Source organism: Streptomyces sp. NPDC051364 (genome assembly GCF_040682115.1).
Classification (GTDB): domain Bacteria; phylum Actinomycetota; class Actinomycetes; order Streptomycetales; family Streptomycetaceae; genus Streptomyces.
Genome location: NZ_JBFBAH010000033.1, coordinates 37,071 through 59,164, shown reverse-complemented (window position 1 = coordinate 59,164; position 22,094 = coordinate 37,071). Strand labels below are relative to the sequence as shown.

Annotated in this window: 25 protein-coding genes and 2 pseudogenes; 10 read left to right on the top strand and 17 right to left on the bottom strand. The window is 69.4% G+C overall.

What is annotated here, in order from left to right:
* The first annotated feature begins 875 nt into the window (after positions 1–875).
* A complete protein-coding gene (locus AB0M76_RS36730; RefSeq protein ID WP_365957086.1) occupies positions 876–1,589 on the top strand; it encodes a class I SAM-dependent methyltransferase in 714 nt (237 codons plus the stop codon).
* 217 nt (positions 1,590–1,806) lie between these two features.
* Here AB0M76_RS36730 and AB0M76_RS36725 read toward each other — a convergent pair whose 3' ends face one another.
* The 8 genes and pseudogenes from AB0M76_RS36725 to tgmA form a co-directional block, all read right to left on the bottom strand.
* Complete coding sequence (locus AB0M76_RS36725) at positions 1,807–1,899, bottom strand: DUF6233 domain-containing protein (RefSeq protein WP_365957101.1); 93 nt, start codon at positions 1,897–1,899, stop codon at positions 1,807–1,809.
* Positions 1,896–2,891, bottom strand: a complete 996-nt coding sequence (locus AB0M76_RS36720; protein ID WP_365957085.1) for an SDR family NAD(P)-dependent oxidoreductase — start codon at positions 2,889–2,891, stop codon at positions 1,896–1,898. Before AB0M76_RS36720 ends, AB0M76_RS36725 begins: the two co-directional genes overlap by 4 nt.
* Before the next feature lie 53 nt (positions 2,892–2,944).
* Positions 2,945–3,148, bottom strand: a pseudogene (locus AB0M76_RS36715) (DUF6192 family protein); the annotation flags it as partial.
* 12 nt (positions 3,149–3,160) lie between these two features.
* The gene (locus AB0M76_RS36710; protein WP_365957084.1) at positions 3,161–3,292 is read right to left on the bottom strand and encodes a hypothetical protein; all 132 of its coding nucleotides are present in this window, start codon (positions 3,290–3,292) and stop codon (positions 3,161–3,163) included.
* Positions 3,293–3,497: 205 nt separating this feature from the next.
* Positions 3,498–4,007, bottom strand: a complete 510-nt coding sequence (locus tag AB0M76_RS36705) for an SET domain-containing protein-lysine N-methyltransferase (RefSeq protein ID WP_365957083.1) — start codon at positions 4,005–4,007, stop codon at positions 3,498–3,500.
* A 291-nt stretch (positions 4,008–4,298) separates the two neighbouring features.
* On the bottom strand, positions 4,299–4,574 hold the full coding sequence (locus AB0M76_RS36700) for an isoamylase early set domain-containing protein (RefSeq protein ID WP_365957082.1): 276 nt from the start codon (positions 4,572–4,574) through the stop codon (positions 4,299–4,301).
* Between the two features lie 292 nt (positions 4,575–4,866).
* On the bottom strand, positions 4,867–5,835 hold the full coding sequence (tgmB, locus tag AB0M76_RS36695) for an ATP-grasp ribosomal peptide maturase (RefSeq protein ID WP_365957081.1): 969 nt from the start codon (positions 5,833–5,835) through the stop codon (positions 4,867–4,869).
* Entirely contained in the window at positions 5,835–6,134 is a 300-nt protein-coding gene (gene tgmA, locus AB0M76_RS36690) for a putative ATP-grasp-modified RiPP (RefSeq protein ID WP_365957080.1), read from the bottom strand. The genes tgmB and tgmA overlap by 1 nt, the downstream gene beginning before the upstream one ends.
* Positions 6,135–7,179: 1,045 nt before the next feature.
* Here tgmA and AB0M76_RS36685 point away from each other — a divergent pair.
* Positions 7,180–8,004: a M55 family metallopeptidase gene (locus tag AB0M76_RS36685; protein WP_365957079.1), complete on the top strand. Its 825-nt coding sequence runs from the start codon at positions 7,180–7,182 to the stop codon at positions 8,002–8,004.
* A 132-nt stretch (positions 8,005–8,136) separates the two neighbouring features.
* Here the strand turns inward: AB0M76_RS36685 and AB0M76_RS36680 are convergent, their stop codons facing one another.
* Entirely contained in the window at positions 8,137–8,505 is a 369-nt protein-coding gene (locus tag AB0M76_RS36680; protein WP_365957078.1) for a helix-turn-helix domain-containing protein, read from the bottom strand.
* A gap of 92 nt (positions 8,506–8,597) precedes the next feature.
* Here AB0M76_RS36680 and AB0M76_RS36675 point away from each other — a divergent pair, with 92 nt between their 5' ends.
* The 3 genes from AB0M76_RS36675 to AB0M76_RS36665 all read left to right on the top strand — a co-directional run bounded on the left by AB0M76_RS36675 (position 8,598) and on the right by AB0M76_RS36665 (position 11,515).
* Positions 8,598–9,437, top strand: a complete 840-nt coding sequence (locus tag AB0M76_RS36675) for an NAD(P)H-binding protein (RefSeq protein ID WP_365957100.1) — start codon at positions 8,598–8,600, stop codon at positions 9,435–9,437.
* 121 nt (positions 9,438–9,558) lie between these two features.
* Positions 9,559–9,687 (top strand): hypothetical protein, encoded by a 129-nt coding sequence (locus tag AB0M76_RS36670; protein ID WP_365957077.1) that lies wholly within the window; start codon positions 9,559–9,561, stop codon positions 9,685–9,687.
* Positions 9,688–10,018: 331 nt separating this feature from the next.
* Positions 10,019–11,515: an IPT/TIG domain-containing protein gene (locus tag AB0M76_RS36665; protein WP_365957076.1), complete on the top strand. Its 1,497-nt coding sequence runs from the start codon at positions 10,019–10,021 to the stop codon at positions 11,513–11,515.
* Positions 11,516–11,943: 428 nt separating this feature from the next.
* Here AB0M76_RS36665 and AB0M76_RS36660 read toward each other — a convergent pair whose 3' ends face one another.
* Entirely contained in the window at positions 11,944–12,561 is a 618-nt protein-coding gene (locus AB0M76_RS36660) for a TetR family transcriptional regulator C-terminal domain-containing protein (RefSeq protein WP_365957075.1), read from the bottom strand.
* A 71-nt stretch (positions 12,562–12,632) separates the two neighbouring features.
* On the opposite strand from AB0M76_RS36660, the gene AB0M76_RS36655 reads away from it, so the two are divergent.
* Positions 12,633–13,109, top strand: coding sequence for a DUF1453 domain-containing protein (locus AB0M76_RS36655; protein ID WP_365957074.1), 477 nt, complete (start codon positions 12,633–12,635; stop codon positions 13,107–13,109).
* 344 nt (positions 13,110–13,453) lie between these two features.
* On the opposite strand, the gene AB0M76_RS36650 is transcribed toward AB0M76_RS36655, so the two are convergent.
* Complete coding sequence (locus AB0M76_RS36650) at positions 13,454–13,840, bottom strand: VOC family protein (RefSeq protein WP_365957073.1); 387 nt, start codon at positions 13,838–13,840, stop codon at positions 13,454–13,456.
* 176 nt (positions 13,841–14,016) lie between these two features.
* Here AB0M76_RS36650 and AB0M76_RS36645 point away from each other — a divergent pair, with 176 nt between their 5' ends.
* Complete coding sequence (locus AB0M76_RS36645) at positions 14,017–14,601, top strand: transposase (RefSeq protein ID WP_365957072.1); 585 nt, start codon at positions 14,017–14,019, stop codon at positions 14,599–14,601.
* 46 nt (positions 14,602–14,647) lie between these two features.
* On the opposite strand, the gene AB0M76_RS36640 is transcribed toward AB0M76_RS36645, so the two are convergent.
* A complete protein-coding gene (locus tag AB0M76_RS36640) occupies positions 14,648–14,902 on the bottom strand; it encodes a hypothetical protein (protein ID WP_365957071.1) in 255 nt (84 codons plus the stop codon).
* Positions 14,903–15,132: 230 nt separating this feature from the next.
* On the opposite strand from AB0M76_RS36640, the gene AB0M76_RS36635 reads away from it, so the two are divergent.
* Together AB0M76_RS36635 and AB0M76_RS36630 are read left to right on the top strand one after the other, a co-directional pair.
* On the top strand, positions 15,133–15,543 hold the full coding sequence (locus AB0M76_RS36635) for a hypothetical protein (protein WP_365957070.1): 411 nt from the start codon (positions 15,133–15,135) through the stop codon (positions 15,541–15,543).
* Between the two features lie 63 nt (positions 15,544–15,606).
* Positions 15,607–17,442, top strand: a complete 1,836-nt coding sequence (locus AB0M76_RS36630; protein WP_365957069.1) for a glycoside hydrolase family 15 protein — start codon at positions 15,607–15,609, stop codon at positions 17,440–17,442.
* Between the two features lie 390 nt (positions 17,443–17,832).
* Here the strand turns inward: AB0M76_RS36630 and AB0M76_RS36625 are convergent, their stop codons facing one another.
* From AB0M76_RS36625 to AB0M76_RS36615, 3 genes are read right to left on the bottom strand one after another with little or no spacing between them, the layout of a single operon-like run.
* A complete protein-coding gene (locus tag AB0M76_RS36625; protein WP_365957068.1) occupies positions 17,833–18,879 on the bottom strand; it encodes a nuclear transport factor 2 family protein in 1,047 nt (348 codons plus the stop codon).
* Positions 18,869–19,216 (bottom strand): hypothetical protein, encoded by a 348-nt coding sequence (locus tag AB0M76_RS36620; RefSeq protein ID WP_365957067.1) that lies wholly within the window; start codon positions 19,214–19,216, stop codon positions 18,869–18,871. Before AB0M76_RS36620 ends, AB0M76_RS36625 begins: the two co-directional genes overlap by 11 nt.
* The gene (locus AB0M76_RS36615) at positions 19,213–19,338 is read right to left on the bottom strand and encodes a hypothetical protein (protein WP_365957099.1); all 126 of its coding nucleotides are present in this window, start codon (positions 19,336–19,338) and stop codon (positions 19,213–19,215) included. The genes AB0M76_RS36620 and AB0M76_RS36615 overlap by 4 nt, the downstream gene beginning before the upstream one ends.
* A gap of 369 nt (positions 19,339–19,707) precedes the next feature.
* Here AB0M76_RS36615 and AB0M76_RS36610 point away from each other — a divergent pair, with 369 nt between their 5' ends.
* Positions 19,708–20,679: a helix-turn-helix domain-containing protein gene (locus tag AB0M76_RS36610; RefSeq protein ID WP_365957066.1), complete on the top strand. Its 972-nt coding sequence runs from the start codon at positions 19,708–19,710 to the stop codon at positions 20,677–20,679.
* Positions 20,680–21,152: 473 nt separating this feature from the next.
* On the opposite strand, the gene AB0M76_RS36605 is transcribed toward AB0M76_RS36610, so the two are convergent.
* Both AB0M76_RS36605 and AB0M76_RS36600 read right to left on the bottom strand, forming a co-directional pair.
* Entirely contained in the window at positions 21,153–21,707 is a 555-nt protein-coding gene (locus tag AB0M76_RS36605) for a YceI family protein (RefSeq protein ID WP_365957065.1), read from the bottom strand.
* Between the two features lie 117 nt (positions 21,708–21,824).
* A pseudogene (locus AB0M76_RS36600) lies at positions 21,825–22,046 on the bottom strand (DDE-type integrase/transposase/recombinase); the annotation flags it as partial.
* Positions 22,047–22,094 lie beyond the last annotated feature (48 nt).

The following is a 22,094-nucleotide window of genomic DNA, read 5'->3' as shown; positions in this document are numbered from 1 at the left end:
TGGCGGCGCGACTCAGTGCAGCTGCACGACGGGCACACCGGTCAGGCCGAGCAACTCAGCTGGGGTGGGTCCCCTTACCCTTCAGGAGACCGGGCCCCTCGCACGAGGAGATCTCTCAGTCATGTCGCCGAATCGCACGACCTGGTCGGAGACTCCATATCCAGGCTGCCATGGCGGATGGCAGGCAGCACCTCCGGAGTGCCCCATGTCTGGGTCAGCCCATTCGCCATCGATCCGCACTGCGTCAGCGACGCCCGTTTCACCTCGTCCATTTTCGGCGGTCTGCTGCCCGACGGCTTCCCGCACACTCGGGCGGTCCCCGCCGCTCCGGGACGGCTCGAGGTGCTCGGCGCCGACTGGCGGCACTCGCGCGGCCCCGACCGGCCCACCGACCGGCATCGCGCGTGCCCTTCGCGGGGGCTCCTACCTTTGCAACGCCTCGTACTGCCGCCGCTACCGGGTCTGCGCCCAGATGCCCAACACGCTCGACTCCTCCATCGGCAACAGCGGCCTGCGCTGCGCAGGCCCGAGTGATGGATGACCGGCACGGAGCATCCCCCCGGCGACCGCGTCCGCAGGAACCGGTACCGGAACCCGTCGTGGTCGTGGAGGCCGCCATCATCGCTTCCCGGGCGGCCGCCGCCTCGGGCGATCGGGAGGGAGCGCGCGCCGTCCTGGACCGGCAGTGAGGCTCGGATCGGCGCCGGTCCCGGCGGTCGTCCCGGCGGTCCTCACGCTCGTCCCGGCGGTCCTCGCGCCGGTGGCCCGCAGTCCGTCGGCGAGGCCTCGCCTCAACGCCGTCCCTTGGTGCGCCCCGCTTTTGTGGCGGGATCTGCGCTCTGGCGGGGTGTGGAGGCGGTGGTTAGGGTCCGGGCGTGGTCAATTCCTATACCGGGCTTTCGCGGCACTACGACCTGATCATGACGTCGGGTTACTACGACTACGACGACTACGCGCGCACGCTGGCTTCGGTCCTCGAGGGCTGGCGGGAAGTCCTTGAGCTGGGTGTCGGTACGGGCTTGGTCTGTGAGCGGCTCCTTGCTCTGGGGGAGCCCGGTCTTCGGCTGACGGGGATCGATCACACCGAGGGCATGCTCGCCCAGGCCCGCCTCAGGCTGGCCGGCAGGGTGCGGCTCGTGCGGCAGGACATCCTGCAGATGTCTCTCCCTTCCACGTTCGACGCTGCCTATTCCGTCGGCGGCATCTGGTTCTACATCCGCGACCAGGGCGACGACCTCTTCTGCAGCCACCTCCTGGAGGAAGAGCACAACGCCCTGGCTCTGAGGAATCTGCACGCGGCGATGAAGCCCGGAAGCCTGTTGGCCCTGGCCTCGCAGGGCCCCCACCACAGCTACGAACGCGAACTGCCCGGCGGCCTGGTCTACGCCCAGGACGTGCGGGCGGCAGCCGGTGAACGGTTCGTCAAGGACTACTACGTCAGACGGCAGGACGAGGTAGTGGCCCATCAGCGCTGTCAGTTCCGGCTCTTTTCACGGGCGAAGGCCACTGGGCTGCTGGAACGGTGCGGGTTCCGATTCGAGGGCACCGCCGGGGACGGCCTGTTCCACCTGTATGCCCGGCTGCCGTGAAAGCAGCGCGGGCACCCGTTCGGTAGGGCACTTCACTCCTCGCCGGGGTCCGCAGTCCAGACGGCCGGCCCGCCGCAGGAACTCCAGGCGGTCGCCGGGGCCCAGGGCGCGGCCGGGGATCTCGCCGTCCGAGCGGACGCGGCGCCCGCCCGGGGCGTCCGGCGGATGGACGATCACGCGCAGGCTCTCCCCCTCCATCCTGCTGCTGGCTGGCCGGTCACTTGAGCACTCCCGGGGCGCCGGCGGGTCGGCAGTGGGGGCAGGCGGCTACTCCGTCGGCCAGGGCCCGGCGTGCCTCGTCGCTGTTCAGGGGCGTACGGGGCGCACGCGACGGCGATGAGTAAAACCTTCGAGAGCGGTGCCGGCTGTGCCTTCGGCGCCGGTCAGGTCGCAGCTGGCGACCCACAGGCGCGCCGCGGTCGTGGTGTCGGCCACGTGGTCCCAGATGGATTCGTTCTTGGGCCTACCACGCAGCCCGTACACCCGGGGTCCCCACATCTGGCCGCCGCGCACGTCGGGGTCGAGCACGGCCCGTACGGCGGGCCACGCGCCGGCTTCCTTGCCCTGGACGAGAAGGCCGAGCGGTAGGCCGCGTAGCCGCTCGCCCGTGGTGCGGACACGGACCGGCGGGCGCGAGGGGGTGAGGGAGTCGAGCGCGCCGCCGGGATGGACGACCACGCTCAGCGTCGTGCTGCCCGCAGCGCGCAGACGCCGGTCAAGCTCGAAGCCGAAGAGCATCTGGGCCAGCTTCGACCGCCCGTAGGTGCGCTTGGGCTCGTAGTCGTGGGTGTTCTGGAGATCGTTGAGGTCCAGGCGTTCGGACTTGGCTGCGAAGCTGCCGGTGGTGATGATCCGGCTCTCTGGCGTGGCCACGAGCAGGGGGGCCAGCCATCTGGTCAGTGCGAAGTGCCCGAGGTGGTTGGTGGCGAACATCAGCTCGTGGCCGTCCTTGGTTTCCCGGCGTGCGGGATGGTCGAGTGCCACGCCGGCGTTGTAGACGACCGCGTCAAGGCGGTCCAGCCCGAGCGCGTCCACGGATGTCTTGAGCGATGCGAGATCGGCCAGGTCGAGACGCAGATGCCGCACCTTGGCACCGGGGACGCGTGAGCTGATCGAAGCGATCGCGGCTTCGGCCTTCGCCGCGTCGCGGCTCCCGAGAACGACTGTGGCCCCAGTGCCCGCGAGCTGCTCGGCGACGAAATAGCCGATGCCCGCGTTGCCACCGGTGACCAGGAAGCTCTTGCCCTCAGCGTCAGGCAACCGGTGCACGTCCCACGGCTGGGTCTTGAGTACGGAGGGCATGGCGGGCTCCTTGCGCGCGGAGTGATCTGGCGGCGGGCAGGACGACACCTTCATCACTGGTGCCTCCCACGCCTCACGGTCTCAGCGGCCACCGACACCCCACCGACAGATCGCTGTCCGCCACCGATAGCGGCCCGACACCAGCCTCGCCCGGGGGACTTGCCCTCGGGCGGGGTCAGGATGGTGGCCCACCGTTCCTCGTTGGCGGCGATGGACGCGGAGATGTTGTGGACCGTGAAGGACACCGTCGGCACCCGGCGGTCCTTCGGTCACTTCGAGGCGGTCCACCGGGCCTGCTTCACCGACGAGTACGACAGTCCGATGTTCTCGGACAGGCGGAACAGCGAGTCCTTGACCGTGAACAACTGGTCCGTCGGCGCCGCACCTCCGTGCTCGCGCATCGGCTCGACCTCGAGTGCCTAGTCTCCGATCGTGAACTGAGCGCGGCTGGCCGTCTCGACCAGTTTCCGCAGCTCAGCACCGGTCTCCGCATACCGGCTCTCCCTGACGTCGCCGACCTTGCCGGTCGCCTGGATCCACTGCGGAACCGAAGAGGGCTTCCTGGGTGGCCTGGTGACCGAGGAACAAGCCCAACTCCTGGAACGGCTATAGACCCTGGACCAGCAGGTAGGGGGCGACGTAGCCGTGGTACGCGTCCCTTCGTTCGGAGGGCAGGTCCTTCCAGCCGGTGATCCGGCCGCGGCACCGGAGCGTCCCGCACTGGCATCGGTCTGGGAAGTGCTCGATGGTGTAGTTGCGCATGGCGTAGTCGAAGGTGATCTCCTCGCTGGTCGCGATAGGGAGGCGGGCGAGCAGGTCATGAGCCCCGGACGCGTTGAGCCCTATGCCGCAGTTCGGGTCGCATGAGTGGTTCACCTTCGGCACCAGACCGCCATGCCGGACGAAGCGGTTCCAGCTGATCTGAGAGGCGTGGGCGTCGTTGCGGTCGAGCTCGGCCTCGATGACACCGGCCAGAACCAGTTCACCCGCCCGGAAGGGCCGCGTGGCGAACACCCCGGCCCCCTTGCCCGCGGATTCCCGGAGATCGACCCCCGGGCCCGGGACCATCGCCTCCAGCGCGGCGGGTAACGGGGAGGGAGAGACTTCACGCTTCATGAAAGAGCCCTTCGGTCAGTCGGGCGGAACGCTGCGCGGGGCCGGAGCGGCAGGTCGAGCCACCGGACGACACCGGGGCTTTACCGAAGCGCAGGTAGACACCACACACTTCCGCACCGGCCCCTTGTACGCCAGCCGGATACCGGCCGGAGCGAGCTGGACATCGTCGCTCTGGCCGGTCTCGCGCAGACGGGGCCCTGCAGTCACCCCCGAGGACTTCCGGAGCCGACCACTTAGCGCTCAATTCAGCAGCAGCACGGGCTCCCGGGAGCTGCCGCTGTCGTGGCAGGGTCAAGTGTGCAGGAGGCTGTTGCGGCCGTCGTGGCCGTCCGCTCCATCTTCATCGAGCCAGTGGCCGCCGTGCGCGAGGTAGCGGAAACCGTGGCGCTCGTTCACCGGCAGGGTGGCCGTGACGGCGCGGATGCCGTCGGGGCGCTCGGTCATCGGGTGGGCGCCGGGCCGCCAGTCGTTGAAGTCGCCGACCACGCTGACCTCACTGGCCGGGTGGCCGGCGGACAGGACGAACGTGATCTCGGTGCGGTTCTTGCGCCGGGTGCGCTCCAGCATGGAAACGTCAGCTCCTCACCTCAAAGGGTCATGGGCACTGCGATCCCTGCCCGCTGCGGCAGCATCGACAGCCCGGGACTACGCCACCCGCCACAGCTGCCACCCGGTCGGCCGCACGCGTTTTCACCTGCTCCGTGAAGACTTCTGCATCGAAGCGCTCTCCCAGTTCTGCGACGAATGGCGCCTCGAAGCGGCAAGCGTCCCCCGACGGGTCGGGAGGGCTGCACTCCTTCTTCCGACCACTGGAGGGTCCTGACCTGGGCAAGGCGCGTATCCGAAGCCCCGCCGGTACTCACGTGGTTGGGCCTCTGTGCAGCTGGTCAGCGATGGCATGGGCAATCGAGTCTGTGATCGAGTCGGGCTGCCATGCCCATTGCCCGTTGGGGTTGCACTCGAGGAAGTACCAGTCACCGGTGGCTGTGACGGCGAAGTCGAAGGCGCCGAAGGTGAGCCGGGAATCGGCGAGGAAGGCAAGAACCGAGCGCGCGATCTGTGGGGGCACGGTGATCGGTGAGCACTCCATCAAGGACTGCCGTCGGCGCCAATCGAGGTCAGGGCTGTCGATCCGGACAGCGAACAGCCGGGTGCCGACAGCAGTGAGGCGTACGTCGAACGCCTTCTCCACTTTGGCTTGGAAGAGGTGGGGGCAGGTGGCGATGGCGGCGGTGATCTCGCGCGCGTGGACTTCCCCCACCCATACCTGGTGCGCTTGGCCGTCGACCTTGTACGGCGTATTCCATAGGGGCTTGTAGACGGCTCCGCCGGTCTGGCGGGCAACGAACTCCCGTGCTGTGTCGGGGTCGTTGGTAATCAGTGTGCTGGGGATCGGGAAACCGCTACGCTGCGCGGCGGCAAGCTGGGCCGGTTTGTACTCCGCTGCCCGGTTGTCCCACGGATGGTTTACGTAGTGGGCGCCCGGAAGAGACGCCAGGATACCGCCGACGCCCCACAGGGACTGCGACGCGGCGAACCTGCGTTCTTCGGCGTCCAGTCCGGCCGGCCCTTCGAAGGGGGAGGGGCGGCGGGTCCAGACAGAGCGAACCCTGGTGAGGTCGAGCTCGCGGCTCGGCGTGCGCAGCGTGCCGCCCTGATCGCCGGTGCGGTACGAGGCGGTCAGAGCAGCACCGGCCAGCAGATCGGGAGCCGGGTCAAGGCGCACCACCGGAACCCGGCGATCCGCGAGGATCCGCAGGACCACATCGGCGGTCACGTCGTGCGGGCTGGTGAGCACCAGCACCGATCCGCTCCGAGCTGTCGTCATCAGCGGGAGTGGTGGTCCGAGTCCGAGTCCGAGTCCGAGTTGTCGTCGGAGTCCGACGAGCCCTCGTAGCCGCTGGTGCTCGTGGAGTTGTTGGTGCTGCTGCTGGTGGACGTGGAGTTCGAGGGGTTGAAGCTGGCCAGGCGATCTCCGAGCGTGATCGTGCGTCCGTGTCCGTCGATGATGACGGCGGTCTGGGTTTCGCGGTCGATCACCGGGGTGAGCGACGGGATCGGGGCGGTCTCGGCGTAGGGCGCCATGCGAGTGGTGCCCCAGGGTGCGTCGTGGTGTCGCGTCTTCATCGTCCGACTCCCTTGCTCAGCCTGCTCGTTGAGATGACTTTCCCCCCGCCCGAGCGGGTTTTCAAGGCCCCTGTCCGTGCTCGAACCCTTCAAGTACGCATCCAGGCCAGAATCGGGGTGACGGAACCGCTGGAGAGACGACCGCGATGGCGGCGTGGGCCGGCGGCAGTCACGTGGCGGTGGCCAGGTCCGGCAGCGGGCTGGGAAGCCACCCCCGCTGGCGTAGCCCCGGGGCTCTGCGACCGCACCGGTTGGTGCAGCAGCGGCGGGTGCGGCCGGTGGAGACCGGCGGCATCGCCTGGGCGCAGACCGGGCAGACCGGGCGAGCGGACCGCTTGGCGCCCTCGCCGCCGTCGCCGGCCCACAGCGCTAACTCAACACAACCGAGTTACACCCGTTTGCCGGACAGACCCTGGGCTGGGCCAACCTGCTGCGCACCACGCTGCCGGAGAGCCTGGTGCGCGACGCGAGTGGCCTTCCCGGCCTGGCCGGACATCACGGCCGCTATGGGCCGCCTGGATGCGTCCGGTGTCGACGTAGCCCGGATCCTGGCCGACACGCACGCGGCGGGCGTCGGCGTGGATCAGGCCGACGCAGCCGTCACCACCGCGGCCGCCGCCGTACCGCCCCGGCCCCGGGTACGGATTCGGCTCCGACACCAAGGCCCGAGCCTGCTCCGGGGCCGGCCGTGGCCCGGGTTTCCAGTCCCGCGCCCGCTCCGGGCGCCGCCTTCTCGCCGGGGTACGCGCAGGGTGCGGCGCCCGTCGTACCGCCAGTCGATCCGTGGGCACCGCCTCCGGCGAGCGTGGACGCAACGCGCTCGCGGGGCCGAGACCGGATACGCGGCCGGACGCTTTCGGCCACTTCACGCACAAGTCCATCGAACACGCGCGCCTCCGGGCGCAAACTCTGGCGCAGGCAGCCAGATGGAGACCGACAGTCGGACTGGCGCCTGGCACCGCTTCCTGCCGGGCGTCCGGCCCAGGGGAGTGACCCTCTCGCTGTTCAATTCGGTGGTCGGCACGCGATGTTGAAGGGATGCGTCGTGAAGATCTTCATCTCCTCCGACATGGAGGGCACCGCGGGGGTTGTCGACTGGGACCAGTGCAGGCCCTCAGGTGCCCAGTACGGCTATTCCTGCAGCCTGCTCCAGGGCGAGGTGAACGCCGCCATCGAGGGCGCGAAGGCCGGGGGCGCGAGGGAGTTCCTCGTCAACGACTCGCACTCTGCGATGGCCAACCTCCGCCCCGACGAGCTCGCCGGCCGAGCCCGGTACCTCTCTGGCCGTCACAAGCCGCTGTACATGATGCAGGGCCTCGACGCCTCGTTCGACGGCGTCTTCCTCGTCTCCTACCACGGGTCGATGGCCGGTCCGGTCTCGGCCCTGTCGCACACCTACAACCCGAAGGCAATCGCCGGCGTCCGGCTGAACGGAGTGCCCGCGGGCGAGAGCGGCATCAACGCGCTGGTCGCACTCGGGCACCGGGTGCCGGTGGTGCTGATCACGGGCGACCGAACCACGGCCGAGGAGATCGAGCCGTTCTGTCCCGGCATTCGTGCCGCCGTGGTCAAGACGTCGGTGTCTCGCTTCGCCGCCGACAGCATGCACCCAGCACAGGCCCGCGACGTGATCCGGGAGGCCGCCCAGGAGGCGGTGACGCGGCTGCCGCACGCCGCGGTGCCCGCCATCGACCTCCCCGCCACGCTCACCATCCAGTTCCGCGATGCGGGCCTGGCCGAGATGGCGACGTGGATCAATGGTGCAGTGCGTGAAGACGAGCTGACCGTGCACCTCACCGACACCGACCCGATCCGCCTGTACCGCAGCTTCGTCGCCGTGGTCGTGCTCACCCGGGCAATCGCCGAGTGACCGTGGCGATTTCGGCGGTCCCGACGGAGCGCCGCCATACGGCCCCGTGCATGGCGGGCACGCACGGCACCCCGGAAGCGGGTACCGGCACGCGGGCCCAAAATCGACCCGGCCAGCCATTCGGTCACAGCACTAAGCGGTGCGTGGCGGCAGCCACCGGGTGATCCGGTCGAACAGCTCCACCAGCGGCTCGCTCACGTCCTTGCCGAACTCGGTGAGCCCGTAGGTGACCTGAGGCGGCGTCGTCGGCTCGACCGTCCGCCACACCAGGCCGTCCTGGACCAGCGCGCGCAATGTCTGGGCGAGCATCTTCTCGCTGATGCCCTGGATGCTCTCGCGCAGCTCGTAGAACCGAAGATCGTTGCTCTGCAAGGAGATCAGCACCCAGATGCCCCATCTGCTGGTCACGTGGTCGACCATGTCGCGCGCGGGGCAGTCGGTGTGAAACACGTCATACCGCCTTCCCGTGCCGCCGTGTCCTAGCTGCGCGCTTCCCGTCATGTGAGGAGCTTACCTCTGGGTATGTCCTTACTGAGAGTTAGCTCTAAGTCCTAGCGTCAGAACCACACATGACGTCGGATGAGGAGCTGATCATGATCGTGGTGACCGGGGCTACCGGAAACGTGGGCTGGCCGCTGACGCGGGCGCTGGCCGAGGCGGGTGAGCAGGTGACAGCGGTGTCGCGGCACGCGGCGCCCGTGCCGGACGGCGTCCGCCACCTGGCGGCCGATCTTGCCGAGCCCGCCGGCCTGGAGCCCGCGCTCGCCGGGGCGAAGGCGCTGTTCCTGCTGCTCTCCGGCGACCTGCACGGTCCCGGGACCGGCCCAGCCGAGATCGTCGCCCGAGCTGCGGCCGGCGGGGTCCGCCGGGTCGTCCTGCTCTCCACACAGGGCGTGGCGACCAGGCCCTTCGGCGCGACGCGGATCGCGATGCGTGCTCTGGAGGACGTGGTTCGGGAGTCCGGCCTGGAGTGGGCGATCCTGCGGCCGGGCGGCTTCGCCTCCAACGCCCTGTGGTGGGCCGGGTCCGTCCGCGCGCAGCGGGTCGTCGCCGCCCCGTTCGGTGACGTCGGGGTGCCGATCATCGACCCGGTGGACATCGCCGAGGTCGCGGCGGCCTGCCTGCTGGAGGACCGGTACGTCGGCGGCGTGTACGAGCTGACCGGCCCGGAGGTGATCACCCCGCGCCGGCAGGCGCAGGCCATCGCCACAGCGCTGGGCTCGCCCCTGCGGTTCCACGATCTCACCCGCGGCGAGGCCAAGGCCGCCATGACCCGAAGCATGCCGGCGGAGCTCGCGGAGGACACCCTGGACATCCTCGGCGCCCCGAGCGAGGCCGAACTACGCGTCAGCCCGGCCGTCCAGCAGGTCCTCGGCCGCCCCGCTCGCCCCTTCGCCGACTGGGCCACCCGCAACGTCGGCGCGTTCCGCTGAGACGCGGCACGACGGAGAGGCCGAGACCGGCCCACAGGTCCGCACCACGGCGCTCCTCGATCCGCCGGTCTCGTTCATCGCGAACCGCCCGCGCGGCGAGGTGTACGAGGACTCCCTGAGGGTGGCCGGATTCAGCGACCTGACCCGGGTTCCGATCCCGGTGTCGGAGGCCGGCGTGCGCACGTTCGGCGCGGAATTCTGGGCGGACTTCCTCACGCCCCCGCTGGAAATGCTCCACTGCCGCGCCTGATCGGCTGACCCCCAGCGGGTGTGTGCCCTCACGCTCCATGGGGTCCGCCCGGCCCGGGTCACCGGCGCGCGTGGACGCGGAAACGCACCGCGCGGGCCGCGTCGTCGATCGTCGACGCGGCCAGCCGTCGCCGGCACCGTTCGTGCTCGCCGACTGCCGGCCGGAACAGCGGACTATTGGAGCGTCCCCGCCGGACGGGAACAACCCTCCTCCGGGGCTGCTGCCCCGATCGCGTGAACCCGGGACCCGCCTCCCGTCGGGTTTCCCCGGCGAAAAGTAGGTTGGACGCGTACCTGCTCCGGCCGGACCGGGTGATCCCAGAGGAGCGAGCATGGCGACCGATGCGAATCAGCCGACCGTCCCACAGGTGACCATGACGCTCTCCGCGATCGCGGCGACCGGCGCCACCCCGCGCCCCTCGGGCGAGACCCTCGCGGAGCAGAGCACCCGGATCATCCTCGGCATCAACCGGCAACTGGCCGACACCTCGCTCGCGACCCAGGGCACCTGGGTCCTCTGCTGGCTCGCGATGAGTCCGGGCAACGCCAACATGGCCTACCTCGCCAAGAACACCAACGGCTCAAACTCGTTCGCCGTGGTGATCCGCGGCACCGTCGGCAACGTGCCCGATCTGCTGGAGGACCTCGACGTCGGCACGGTGGTCCCGTTCAACCTCGTCGGGATGTCGTCCCCGGTCCCGGTCTCCAAGGGGGCGATGAAGGCGTTCACCCAGGTCGTCACCATGAGCACGGCGGGTGTCACCCTGGCGCAGGCGCTCATCACCGCCCTGGGGCAGGCGCAGCCGAACCCGACGGTCTATGTGACCGGCCACAGCCTGGGCGGCTGTATCGCGACCATGGTCGCCCCGTACCTGCAGACGCTCACCTGGCCCAACGGGAGGCCGAACTTCGAGCTGCACACCTTCGCCGCCCCCACCGCCGGCGGAGAGGAGTTCGCCGCCTACGTCGACTCCCTGGAATGGCAGGCGAACGAGCGCCACTACAACATGAACGACCTGGTGCCGCAGGCCTGGAACAACCTTGCGGTGGCCGACCAGTGGTACCCGAGTCCTCCGGGCCCGGCGGCGGACGACGCCGTCAAAGCCGTCATCTCGACGCTCGCCGGCCTCCCCGGTCCCAACATCTACGTCCAGCCGGGCAAGGACGACCAGCTGAACAACACCTACGACCCCTTCGACCCGAACGTGGTGAAGAAGTCGACCCAGGACTTCATGGGCCAGGTGGCCTTCCAGCACGCCAACTCCACATACCTGGGCCTCCTCGGCGCGCCTGACGTGCAGTCGGGCCCGGTGGTGACCCTCGTCACCCCCGTCGGCACGGCCGGCGCCCCCATCGAGATCGTCGGCAGCGGGTTCGAGCAGGGTGTCGTGGTCGACTTCGGCACGGTGTCGAGCACCAGGAATTACGTCTTCCGCGACGACGTGATGATCGCCTGGGCGCCCGAGGGCGTCGGCGTGGTCGACATCCGGGTCACCAGCAGTCTGGGCACCTCCCCGGCCGTCCCGCGCGGCCAGTTCGCCTACGGCGGCCCCGCCGCCGTGCTGGTCACCAGCATCAGCCCGGACAGTGGCCGGGCCGGCGACCAAGCCCAGGTCAACGGCATCTACTTCGGCCAGGACTCTCGGGTCTACTTCGGTGACAAGCTCGCCGAGCTCATCGAGTACGGCACCGAGCAGCTGCTCGTCAAGGCGCCCACCGCCGCCATCACCAAGTCCGCGACCGTCAACATCACGGTCCTCTCGAACAGCTGGTCGTCCCCCGCGAGCCCGGCGGACGAGTTCACCTACCTGGAGTGGCACCAGCCCTGAACCGGATCCCGCCCCTGAGTCGTCTCCCGGGTGGCGGGCCCGGGTCGATCAGCGGTGGCGCCTCAGCCGATGGCGGGGCTGCGGCGTTCGACCATAACGACGTCGCGCCACCTCCTGGGGGGCTCCGGCCGTAAAACCCCAGGTCGGTCTGCCTGCTCCCCGTGCACGCGGGGATGTTCCCATACGCCCCCTGTCGCTGCTTGCACCCTGGGTCAGGGATCAGGAGATCGCCCAACTAGGCCGCGGTCTGCCCAGATGCGCGTCGTACAGACGTCGACGAACGACCGGACCAGCGCGCGAACAGCGGGCATGGTGACGCGCGGATCAGCCCGGCCGACCATGGCAGCGCGCCCGGCGAAGTGCCGGCCGGGTGATCGGTTAGCCCTTGATGTCTCCGAGGCGTGCGCGCTGAACGCGTTGGCCGGAGGTCAGCTGTCGGATTTGAGGGCGTCCAGGTGCCGCCGCAGCACTTGCCGGAGCAGCATCGGCGGATAGCGGTCCGGCAGCAGCGTCGCCTGGAGAGTGAGTCCGTCAAGGAGGGCGGCCAGTCGCGTGCTTTCCAGTTCGACGTCCATGCCGGCCGGCAGCCCACCGGCGCACCGGGCTTCGTGTAGCACGCGCGACATCAGGGTGTGCAGGTCGGTCTGCATCTCGGCTGCGCAGGGCCGCAGCTCGGGGCGGGTGTGTGCTGCGGAGGTGAAGGCGAGCCAGAGTGCGGCCTCCTGGCGGCGGGCCTCGTCCAGGGGGAGGAACTCGGCCAGGAGCTCTTCTGTTGCGGCCTGGCGGTCGGTGCAGCCGTATGGAGCCAGGAGCCGCTCGGCGTGGGTGCGGATGCGGTCGCTGATGCGCTGGCTCAGCTCCCGCATCGTGAAGGTCATCAACTCGTCGTGGTCGGCGAAGTAGTGGCGGACGGAGCCGATGGCGAGTCCGGCTTCATCGGCGACGTTGCGCAGCGACGCATGCTCCAGCCCCTGCCGGGCGGCGACGGACAGGGCGGCCTGCGCCACCGCCCTGCGGCGGGCTACGGGATCGACGATCTTTGGCACATTGCCGTTATAGCACGTCTGGGCTAACTTCTTTTTAGCTTAGTCATGCCATAAAGATGGGTGGTATCTGCGTGAACCCCTGGCTACTCGCCGCGATCATCGTGGTGGTCGTGATCGCGGTCGTGATCAAGCGGATGATCGGTGAACCGGTCAATGCAAGGGACCTCTTCGCGGCCCCGGCGATCCTGACCGGGATCGGCGTCCTGTCCCTCGTCAAGATGACGGATCTGACCGGCACCGACCTCACCTGGGCCATTACCGGCGCCGTCCTCGGCGCGGCACTCGGCGCACTCCGCGGCGCCACCGTTCAACTCATCGACAAGGGAGGTGTCCTGTGGCAGCGGTACACCGGCCGCACCTTCCTCACCGTGATCGGCACCCTGGCGGTTACGGCCGGTTTCAGTGTCCTGGCGGTGAAGATGGGCATGCACGAGAACGCACGCCCCCTCCAGCTCTCCATCGGCGTGAGCTTCCTCGGCGAGTCCGTCATGGTCGGCCGCCGCGGCATGGCTTCGGGAATCCCCTTCGCCCCGGCGCGTACTCGCTGACTCATTGACATACCCTGCGCCCACGCCCCTCGCACCGCTCGGCCGGCACCGTCCTCCAGGTCACGAGCGGAGCCGGAGGCGGCTTCCGCCGGATGGCGTTGCCGGGGCGGGGCGGCACCTCGCGGCATGGTGAAGGGGCAACCGGACGCCCCTTCGCCATGCCGCGCACACCCACCGCCCGCACCGCGCGGCGGGTCCCGGTGGGGCTCGCCTACTGACTTCACGTCGCGCACCCTCTCACACGGCGGCGTAGAAGGCGGCGAGCGCCTTGCCGTCATGGCCCCAGAAGGCGGCGCACTTCACGATGCCCGCGGGGGCCTGTCCAGTGTTCTTCGTCATTGTGGTCACCAGGCCTGCTTCTGCGTGACGGCGACGATGTAGCCGTTGGGGTCGGTGAAGTAGAAGAGCTTCTGGCCGTGGTGTTCCATGGCGTCGTTCTGGACGGTGACCAGCGGCCGGATCCGCTCGACGTAGGCGTCGAAGTCGTCGACGGCCAGGTAGAACATGCCGAACGCGCCCACCGGGGTGTCCTTCAGTACGGGCAGCCAGCTGCGCAGGTGCTCGTCGCGGTAGACCATCAGGGCGAACTCGCCGCCGAAGAGCAGGATGCGCAGGTCGTCGTCCGGGTCGTTGCCGGCGGGCAGGGCGGTGAAGCCGAGCTTCTCGTAGAAGTCGACGGCCGCCTGGGTGTCGGACACACCCAGGCACGGGGCGATGGCGGGAGGCTCCATGGGGATGACTCCTTGAGGCGTAGGTGAGCGAAGGGGCGGAGCTCCTCATGGGCACACGCCCTGTCCCGAGAAGTCCTAGCGGAAGCATGACCTCCATATAGGGCGGATCGGGTCCTATATGGAGGGGACCTGCAGGTTTTCCACACGGGTGACGGGCGGTTCCCACCGCCACCGGCATGGACGGCATCACCCTCCGCAGCTTCATTGCCACCAGCGCCCCCGCCCGCGCCGACATCGAAGCCGTCCTCCTCCACTTGCTGCCCCGGCCCTTCCCGACCGGACTGGCCGGCACAGGGGGCGCGGGTACCGGTGGGTGTGGCCAGACCGAGGCGGACGCGAAGGGCCTGATGACCTGGGACGTCAACGTGGACTCCACCGTCTGCCGTGCCCAGCGGCACGCCGCCGGGGAGGCGAAAGGGGGACCTCCAGAAGGAGCCGCCCGGCGCGGGATCGCCGTCGAGCCGGCCGATCACGGCCTCGCACGCTCCTGCGGCGGACTGACCACCAAAATCCACCTCGCGGTCGAAGAGGGGCAGAAGCCCTTGTCCATCGTGGTCACGGCCGGGCAGCGGGGCGACTCCCCGCGGTTCGAACCCGTCCTGGAAGCCATCCAAGTGCCACGGCTCGGGCTCGGCGGACCGCGCAAGCGCCCGGACCGGGTCCGAGCCGACAAGGCCTACGACTCCCGCAGCAACCGCGCCTACTCGCCCGTACGAAGGCCGAAGGCAGCGGCCGGTGAGCCGACCTGCTGCGCCGCGTGATGCCGCAGGGCTTGGTCCGCGACGCTATCGGCCGCTGAGCCGGCGCTCAGGCCGTTTGGTCACGGATCTCGTTGCGGTGCTCCTCGTAAGCGAGTCGCGCGTCGTCGTTCGGGAGCGCTGGGGTGGTGAGGCCGCAGGCACAGGTCACCACCGTGAGGTCGGACAGAGCGCGCAGGGCGTGCCCCTCGGGGGCCTCCGTCGGCTTCTTGTATCGGAGGTTGTGCAGGTAGTGGGGTGGGCGGACAGCGGCCGGGGCGATGGTGGCGCTGGTGTTGTCGAGGGTGAAGCGGTGCTCGGTCATGGGTCCAGTGTCGTCTGCCGGACGCGAGTAGCCTGCGCCCGCGCGGCAGAACGCGACGCGAGCATCACCGAGCTGGCCGCGCGGCAGTGGTGCCCTTCGCCGGGTCCTTCGGGCGCGGCCTTTGAGCCTGCGGCCGCACTCGTGACCTGGAAGCCACTGGGTGGTGGAGCCGGCGCCGCAGCGCCCGCAGCCGCTCTCCCGCCCACCGGGACCGCTGAATCCCCCGACCCGTGGGCCGCGCCGGGCAGGGCGGCGCCAAGGCCGACATCGTGCTCACCGTCCCTCGGTCCGGGGTCCCGCTGCTGTTCATCGAGGTCGACCACTGTCACGAGACCGCTGAGGAGATCGCGGCCAGGCCGGCGAAGTACCACCGGTTCTTCCGCCGACAGGTCAAGGACACCGACGGCAAGGGCCGGCCGATGTGGCGCACCCGCTGGTCGGTCCGCGCCGAGTACGGGCAGGTGCCGCGCCCGCCCGTGCTGCTGGTCTTCAACCACATCGGGGACCGCAGTCCCAACCGAACGATTCCACGCCTGCGGGAGCTCACCTCTGTGGGCGGTGCAGCCGACCAAGAAGCCACTGAAGCGAGCCGGCCGCCGAGTCCTGTCCGGACGGCTCCGTCAGACCCCTGCCTCGAGTAGCGGTCTAGCATGAAAGGCAAGGCTTCATCTCCAGGCCCGGGCAGCAGCAGCTGGGAGGCCGGTATGGCGTTCGACACGGCTGGTTTCGTGCAGGCGGACGGCGGCCGGTACATCCCGATTTCCGATCACGGCCTGATTGGCGATCTTCGTACGGCCGCCCTGGTCGGCACGAACGGCACCATCGACTGGTACTGCTGCCCGCGCTTCGATGCGCCCAGCGTGTTCGGGTCCATCCTCGACGCCGACCGGGGCGGGTCGTTCGAGTTGGCTGCCGAGGTCCCGACCCGCACCAGGCAGTTCTACTTCCCCGACACGAACGTGCTGATCACGCGGTTCTTCGCCGCGGACGGGGTGGCGGAGATCCAGGACTTCATGCCCGTGGTCGACGAGTCCCGCGAGGCCGCCCGGCACCGGCTGATCCGACGGGTGCTCTGCGTCCGCGGAACCCTCCCGTTCAGGGCGCGGATCGCCCCCCGCTTCGGCTACGGCGCCGAACCGCACACCACGCACCTCGAAGACCACACGGCGGTGTTCCGCTCCCCGTCACTGACGCTCGCGCTGACCTCCACCGCACCCCTGGAAACCGACGGCCTGGACGTGTGGTCGCACTTCAAGCTCCTCGAGGGCGAGTCCAACGTATTCGCCCTCGACCAGATCGGCGACGACACCCCGCCCCGGGCGTGCCCGCGCGCCGAGGCCCAGGAACAGGCCGACGCGACCGTCCGGTTCTGGCGCCACTGGCTGGCCGGCTCGCGCTACCACGGGCGGTGGCGGGAGACGGTGAACCGCTCCGCGCTGGTGCTGAAGCTGCTCACCTACGCGCCGACCGGTGCGATCGTCGCCGCACCGACCACCAGCCTGCCCGAGCAGATCGGCGGCGAGCGCAACTGGGACTACCGGTACGTCTGGGTCCGCGACGCCGCCTTCTGCGTCTACGCCATGCTGCGCCTGGGGTTCACCTCGGAGGCCGAGGCGTTCATGGGGTTTCTCTCCGAGCGGGGCATCATGCGGGGCACGGGGGAGAGCGGTCCGTTGCAGATCATGTACGGCATCGACGGGCGCACCGAGCTGCCCGAGTATGAGCTTCCGCACTTGGAGGGCTACCTCGGCTCCGCACCGGTCCGGGTGGGCAACGCCGCCACCGGCCAGCTCCAGCTGGACATCTACGGAGCCCTGATCGACTCGATCTACCTCTACGACAAATGGGGGCAGCCGATCAGCAGTGACCGCTGGGACGAGGTCGGTGCCGTGGTGGACTGGCTGTGCGAGCACTGGGACCAGCCCGACGAGGGAATCTGGGAGACCAGGGGCGGTCGGCGGAACTTCGTGTACTCGCGGCTGATGTGCTGGGTGGCACTGGAGCGCGCGATGCGCATGGCGAACCGCCGCGGTCTGCCGGCCGACCTGCCCCGCTGGCGGGAGTCCCGCGACGCGATCTACCGGCAGATCATGCGGCGCGGCTGGTCGGCCGAGCGAGGGGCGTTCGTCCAGGGGCTGGACGACCACGTGCTGGACGCCTCGCTGCTGATGATGCCGATGGCCAAGTTCGTCTCCCCCACCGACCCCAAGTGGCTCTCCACCCTGGATGCGCTCACCACGGACCTGGTCTCCGACTCGCTGGTCTACCGCTACGACCCGACCGCCAGCCCGGACGGCCTGCACGGCCCCGAGGGCACCTTCTCGATCTGCTCCTTCTGGTACGTGGAGGCGCTGGCCCGCGCAGGCCGCCTGGAGGAGGCCAGGCTCGCCTTCGAGAAGATGCTCACCTACGCCAACCACCTCGGTCTGTTCGCAGAGGAGATCGGCCCGACCGGAGAACAACTCGGCAACTTCCCCCAGGCCTTCACCCACCTCTCGCTGATCAGCGCCGCCTTCAACCTCGACCGCGCGCTGGGCTGACGCGGCATCACCGCCGGGACGGCGGTGCCCGAAGTGTTGCTGCGGGTCGACGGCTGTGGGCAGCGGTAACGTCGAACACGCTCGGCCGGCAAGCCGGCAAGGCCGAGAACTGGGCGTTGGGCTGTTGGGCAGTCACGCTGTGCCTGGTGATCACGGCACACCAGTGATCGCTGGCGGTACAGACCACAATCGAGCAATTGACCAGCCGATCCAAGAGTCACGCTCTAGTGCCGCGTCAGGCAACGTTCGCCCCGTCGCGACGCCCGGCACGCACTCTCGCCGCACCGGCCGAAAGCTCAAGTACGGTCCAGTACGAGCGCTTGCGGCCGGCACGCCGAGAGCACGCACCGGACGCCGCTCCTTGACGAGCAAACGTTGCCTGACGCGGCACTAGCTGAAGAAGGGGTCGTCCACTACGTGGGCCCAGCCGCCGTCCGGCTGGCGTCGGAGGATCTCCGTGGTGGTGGAGATGACCGGCTCGGGGCCGACGCCGGTGAGGGTGGCGGTGTTCGATACCAGGGCGACGTCGTCCACCTGTCGGATGTCGCGCAGTTCGAGCTTGAGGCGGGCGCCCGTGTCGATCAGCTGTTGCAGGGCCTGCCGGATGGCCTCGGTGCCTACCAGGTGGGTTCCGGGGGTGGGGACGAAGTGGGCGTTCGGCTCGTACAGCGACACCAGGCCCTCGATGTCACCCGCCTCCAGGTACTCCATGAACATGGCCCCTACCTGCTCGGGCGTCTCGGCGCGGCGCCGGGCCGTTGCGCCGACGGGCTTGTCGCCCCAGCCTGCCGCAGCGAGCAGGTCGTACCAGTCAGGGTGAGCGCCATAGGGCAGATGGTGGCGCAGCAGCGCTCCCGGGAACGTCAGCGGAGACGCCTTCTGTGGCTTGGGCGTGGCCTGGGCGACGATCGCGTCGCTCAGCGCGTAGGCCAGGTCCATGCGGGGGAGCAGGGCGTGCAACTCGTCGGCGAGGCCGGCCGGAAGTTCCTCACGCCGGATTCCGAGGATGTCGGTGCCGATGCCGGCCTGCGTCAGTGCCACCTCTGTGCCCTTCCGCCCGGCGATGCCGTCCGAAGTGTGCAGCGCGATGGCGTCCCAGGCGATGGCGATGCGCCGCTCCTCGACACCGCGTTCGCGGAGGAAGGCTGCTGCGGTGTCGGCGCCGTCGACTTCGAATCGTTGGTCGCCGTTGCCCTCCTCGCTCACCCCGATGTCGTGCAGGACGCAGCTGAGGAACAGCAGTTCGTCGTCGTAGTCGGTACCGGCGTTCAAGCCCTGGTTCTGGGCGTGGGCGCGGGCGAAGACGTAGCTGCGCACGCTGTGATGGAAGACGAAGTCTGGCGTGGCCCTGGCCACGTAGGTGTAGGCGTCCCGGGTGAGGCCCGTGTCGGGGAGGCGGAGCTGCTCGAAGACGGGCAGGGGTGCGTCAGTGGTCATGGTGGGGCTCTTTCGTTCGGACTGTACGACTGAAGCGGAGTGCGTGCAGTCGGGTGGCGAATGAGCAGATCTGGGCGGCCACTTGTTCGGCACGTTGATCGACGGCTTGCCGGTCGGCGGTGCCTGCGTGACGAGCGTGGCGTGCGCCTGGTGATGGCGCCGGATCACACCTGCGGGTCCAGGCTGCTTCCTGGACCTCCTTGATGAGCTCCTCTGTCGCCGGCGGCCAGACGGTCCGGTACTTCCCGTGCTCGGCGCCGATGATCTCGACCATCTTGTCGATCACGTCCTGCGGGTTGAGCTGGTCGGCGAGGATCTCCGCGAAGCGGGCCTTCACGTCCTTGGTCCGGTTGAAGTTGACGGCGTCGTCCAGCCACCGGAAGGTCGTGTCCGTGATGCGGTCGTTGAACCCGCTTTGACCAGCGCGATCTCGATCGAACCGAGCATCGACCCGTCCATGCGGGCGAACGCGACCAGGTGTCCGCCGCCGTCGACGACGGCGATGTTCATCGGGGACGTCGATCGCCGCGGCGGGGGCGCGAGCCCTTTCGATCGCGGCTTGGGCCGCATGCAGCTTGGCGCTCATGGCGTTGCCCCTGTTGGTAGCGGTGCGCGTTCGTCGTGAGTACGTCGTGCGTGGCCGGGGTGGCAGGGAGGCGACAGGTGTCGGTGTCGCACCATTGAGGCGTCCTCGCCGGCCCTCTGCGCCACCACCACGCCCGGCAGCGACGGCAGGAAAGAGGCCTCCATCGGTCATGAAATGACCGTAAGCGCGGCCAGAGCGAGGGAGTGAGTGGCATGGATGCCATTCAGCGATAGGATCGTGCCATGGGAGCTCAGGCCTTCGGCGGCAACCACCACGTGGTCGTGGTGGCGGTCGAGAACGTCCTCGCACTCGACATCGGGATTCCGTTGCAGGTCTTCGGGAGCTGGCCGGACGGGCCGTACTCGCTGACGGTGTGCACGGAACGGCCCGGGCTGGTCTCGATGCACGGCGGCGCGGTGTTGTCCGTCGCCGACGGGTTGGATGCCCTGGAGACCGCGGACACCGTGATAGTGCCGGGGTACTTGGAGCCCGACCCGCCCTCCGCCGCGGTCACCGCCGCGCTCGCGGAGGCGGCGGCCCGGGGCAGCCGAATGGTGTCCATCTGCTTGGGGGCGTTCGCCCTCGCCGCCGCCGGTCTGCTGGACGGTCTCCGGGCCACCACGCACTGGCAGTACGCCGCAGTGCTGGCCAGGCAGTACCCGCAGGTGACCGTGCAGCCGGAGGAGCTGTACATCGATGAAAGCCAGGTGCTGACCTCCGGTGGCGTCACCGCCGGCCTCGACCTGTCCCTGCATCTCATCCGTCGCGATCACGGCGCCCGTCTGGCGAACCAGCGGGCCCGTCTGCTGGTCACTGCCCCGCACCGCACCGGCGGTCAGGCACAGTTCGCCGACTTGCCGGTGGCCGAGGACGCCTCCGACGGACCGGCGCTGGTGTACGAGTGGGCCCTTGAGCACCTGGACCAGCCGCTCACCGTCGACCAGTTGGCGCGCCGGGCGGGCACGTCCCGCCGCACGCTCATCCGTCGCTTCCACGCCGACACTGGTCGGCCGCCCATGCGTTGGCTGCTCGACGCAAGGCTCGGCCTCGCACGGGAGCTCCTGGAATCGAGCGACCTGACGGTCGAAGCTGTCGCCCGGCGCTGCGGCCTGGGCACGCCGGCCAACTTCCGGACCCTGTTCAAGGCACACGTCGGGGTGCCGCCGCGCACCTACCGGGAGACGTTCAACTCCGCGGCTTTGAACAACCGTTGACCCTCTGACCCTGGTAGGCCGTCGCCAGCTGCGAAAGCGCCCCTCCGCGCCACGTACTCGGACGGCCGGCGGTTCCGCTCACCGCGGGACCATGACGCCCCAGTGCTCGACGACTTCCCCGGCCGCCACCCGGAAAGGTCGTGGAACACGAAGTCGGCACCTGCGAAGACACCCACCGAACGGAGATGGGCGAAGTCGCCCTCCGCGACGACGTCCAGCACGTCGGAGTTCCCGGGAGTCCGGCCCGCGTTCGCCAACTCGCCCAGCGCAGCCGCCAGCCCGCGGTCGAACATGATTGCGATCACCTGAAGAACTGGCAGATCCTCACCAAGCTCCGCAGCGATCCCGCTTCGTGTAGGTTCCATCCGGTCCCCGGCCCCCGCGCATGGCCCCCGCGCATGGCCGTGTGCTCGTCCAGCAATGCGCGGTCCGGGCCGCCGACCGGCTTCGCTTGCACTGATCAGCCGGTCCGGTCAGGGCTGCCGGATCGCGGACACCTCGAACTCCAGCACCACCTTGTCTCCGACCAGGACGCCCCCGCCCTCCAGCGCGGCGTTCCAGGTGATGCCGTATTCCTTGCGGCTGATCGGCACCGAGCCTTCGAATCCGACGCGCAGATTGCCGTACGGGTCCGTGGCGCTGCCCTGGAACTCGAAGTCGATGCTGACCGGCCGGGTGACGTCCTTGATGGTGAGGTCTCCGCTCAGCCGGAAGTGGGTGCTGTCGAGCTGCTCGACACCGGTGGATGCGAAGGTGAGGTTGGGGAAGTTCGGCGCGTCGAGGAAGTCGTTGGTGCGCAGGTGGCCGTCGCGCTGCTCGTTACGGGTGTCGATGCTCGAGGCCTTGATCGTGACGGACACGGAGGACTTGGAGGGGTCCTCGCCGTCGAAGTAGCCGCTGCCCTCGAATTCCTTGAACGCGCCGCGGACCTTCGTGACCATCGCGTGCCGGGCCACGAATCCGATCTGGGTGTGGGCCGGGTCGAGGGCGTAGTTCCCGGTCAGCGAGGTGAAGGGGGTGGTGGTCATGGACCTGCTCCGCGGGGGCTCGGGGACGGGTACGGGGACGGGAGGCGCTCGTCCACGCTAGCCAGGCTGCCCGTGACAGGCGTTCGGCCGCGCCCGTAAGTCACCCGGTCGGCCAGATCAGGCCGACGGAGATCGCCCGGACAGGCTTGTGCGCGGGTCTGGGCGGCGACGGAGTCGAGGTGGGCCGGGGTCCCGTTCGCGCTGCCACAGTGCCATCTCGAGGGCGTCCAGGACGAGCCTGGTCTCCTTCGATGTGGCCGCTGACCAGGCGACGATGCGGCGGGAGAAGGTGTCCACGACGAAGGCGGCGTAGCCGACACCGGCGAACGCGGCGACGTGGGTGAAGTCCGCGGTCTACCCTGCTCGTATCGCCGAGTGGGAGAATCG

Bases quoted from the DNA above. Each gene is read 5' to 3' on its own strand.
- AB0M76_RS36700 (WP_365957082.1), bottom strand. From the start codon at position 4,574: ATGCTGGAGCGCACCCGGCGCAAGAACCGCACCGAGATCACGTTCGTC.
- AB0M76_RS36680 (WP_365957078.1), bottom strand. From the start codon at position 8,505: ATGACGGGAAGCGCGCAGCTAGGACACGGCGGCACGGGAAGGCGGTAT.
- AB0M76_RS36720 (WP_365957085.1), bottom strand. From the start codon at position 2,891: ATGCCCTCCGTACTCAAGACCCAGCCGTGGGACGTGCACCGGTTGCCT.
- AB0M76_RS36645 (WP_365957072.1), top strand. From the start codon at position 14,017: ATGGACGGCATCACCCTCCGCAGCTTCATTGCCACCAGCGCCCCCGCC.
- AB0M76_RS36710 (WP_365957084.1), bottom strand. From the start codon at position 3,292: ATGCGCGAGCACGGAGGTGCGGCGCCGACGGACCAGTTGTTCACGGTC.
- AB0M76_RS36605 (WP_365957065.1), bottom strand. From the start codon at position 21,707: ATGACCACCACCCCCTTCACCTCGCTGACCGGGAACTACGCCCTCGAC.
- AB0M76_RS36610 (WP_365957066.1), top strand. From the start codon at position 19,708: ATGGGAGCTCAGGCCTTCGGCGGCAACCACCACGTGGTCGTGGTGGCG.
- AB0M76_RS36630 (WP_365957069.1), top strand. From the start codon at position 15,607: ATGGCGTTCGACACGGCTGGTTTCGTGCAGGCGGACGGCGGCCGGTAC.
- AB0M76_RS36705 (WP_365957083.1), bottom strand. From the start codon at position 4,007: ATGAAGCGTGAAGTCTCTCCCTCCCCGTTACCCGCCGCGCTGGAGGCG.
- AB0M76_RS36640 (WP_365957071.1), bottom strand. From the start codon at position 14,902: ATGACCGAGCACCGCTTCACCCTCGACAACACCAGCGCCACCATCGCC.
- AB0M76_RS36615 (WP_365957099.1), bottom strand. From the start codon at position 19,338: ATGGACGGGTCGATGCTCGGTTCGATCGAGATCGCGCTGGTCAAAGCG.
- AB0M76_RS36650 (WP_365957073.1), bottom strand. From the start codon at position 13,840: ATGGAGCCTCCCGCCATCGCCCCGTGCCTGGGTGTGTCCGACACCCAG.
- AB0M76_RS36665 (WP_365957076.1), top strand. From the start codon at position 10,019: ATGGCGACCGATGCGAATCAGCCGACCGTCCCACAGGTGACCATGACG.
- tgmB (WP_365957081.1), bottom strand. From the start codon at position 5,835: ATGACGACAGCTCGGAGCGGATCGGTGCTGGTGCTCACCAGCCCGCAC.
- tgmA (WP_365957080.1), bottom strand. From the start codon at position 6,134: ATGAAGACGCGACACCACGACGCACCCTGGGGCACCACTCGCATGGCG.
- AB0M76_RS36675 (WP_365957100.1), top strand. From the start codon at position 8,598: ATGATCGTGGTGACCGGGGCTACCGGAAACGTGGGCTGGCCGCTGACG.
- AB0M76_RS36625 (WP_365957068.1), bottom strand. From the start codon at position 18,879: ATGACCACTGACGCACCCCTGCCCGTCTTCGAGCAGCTCCGCCTCCCC.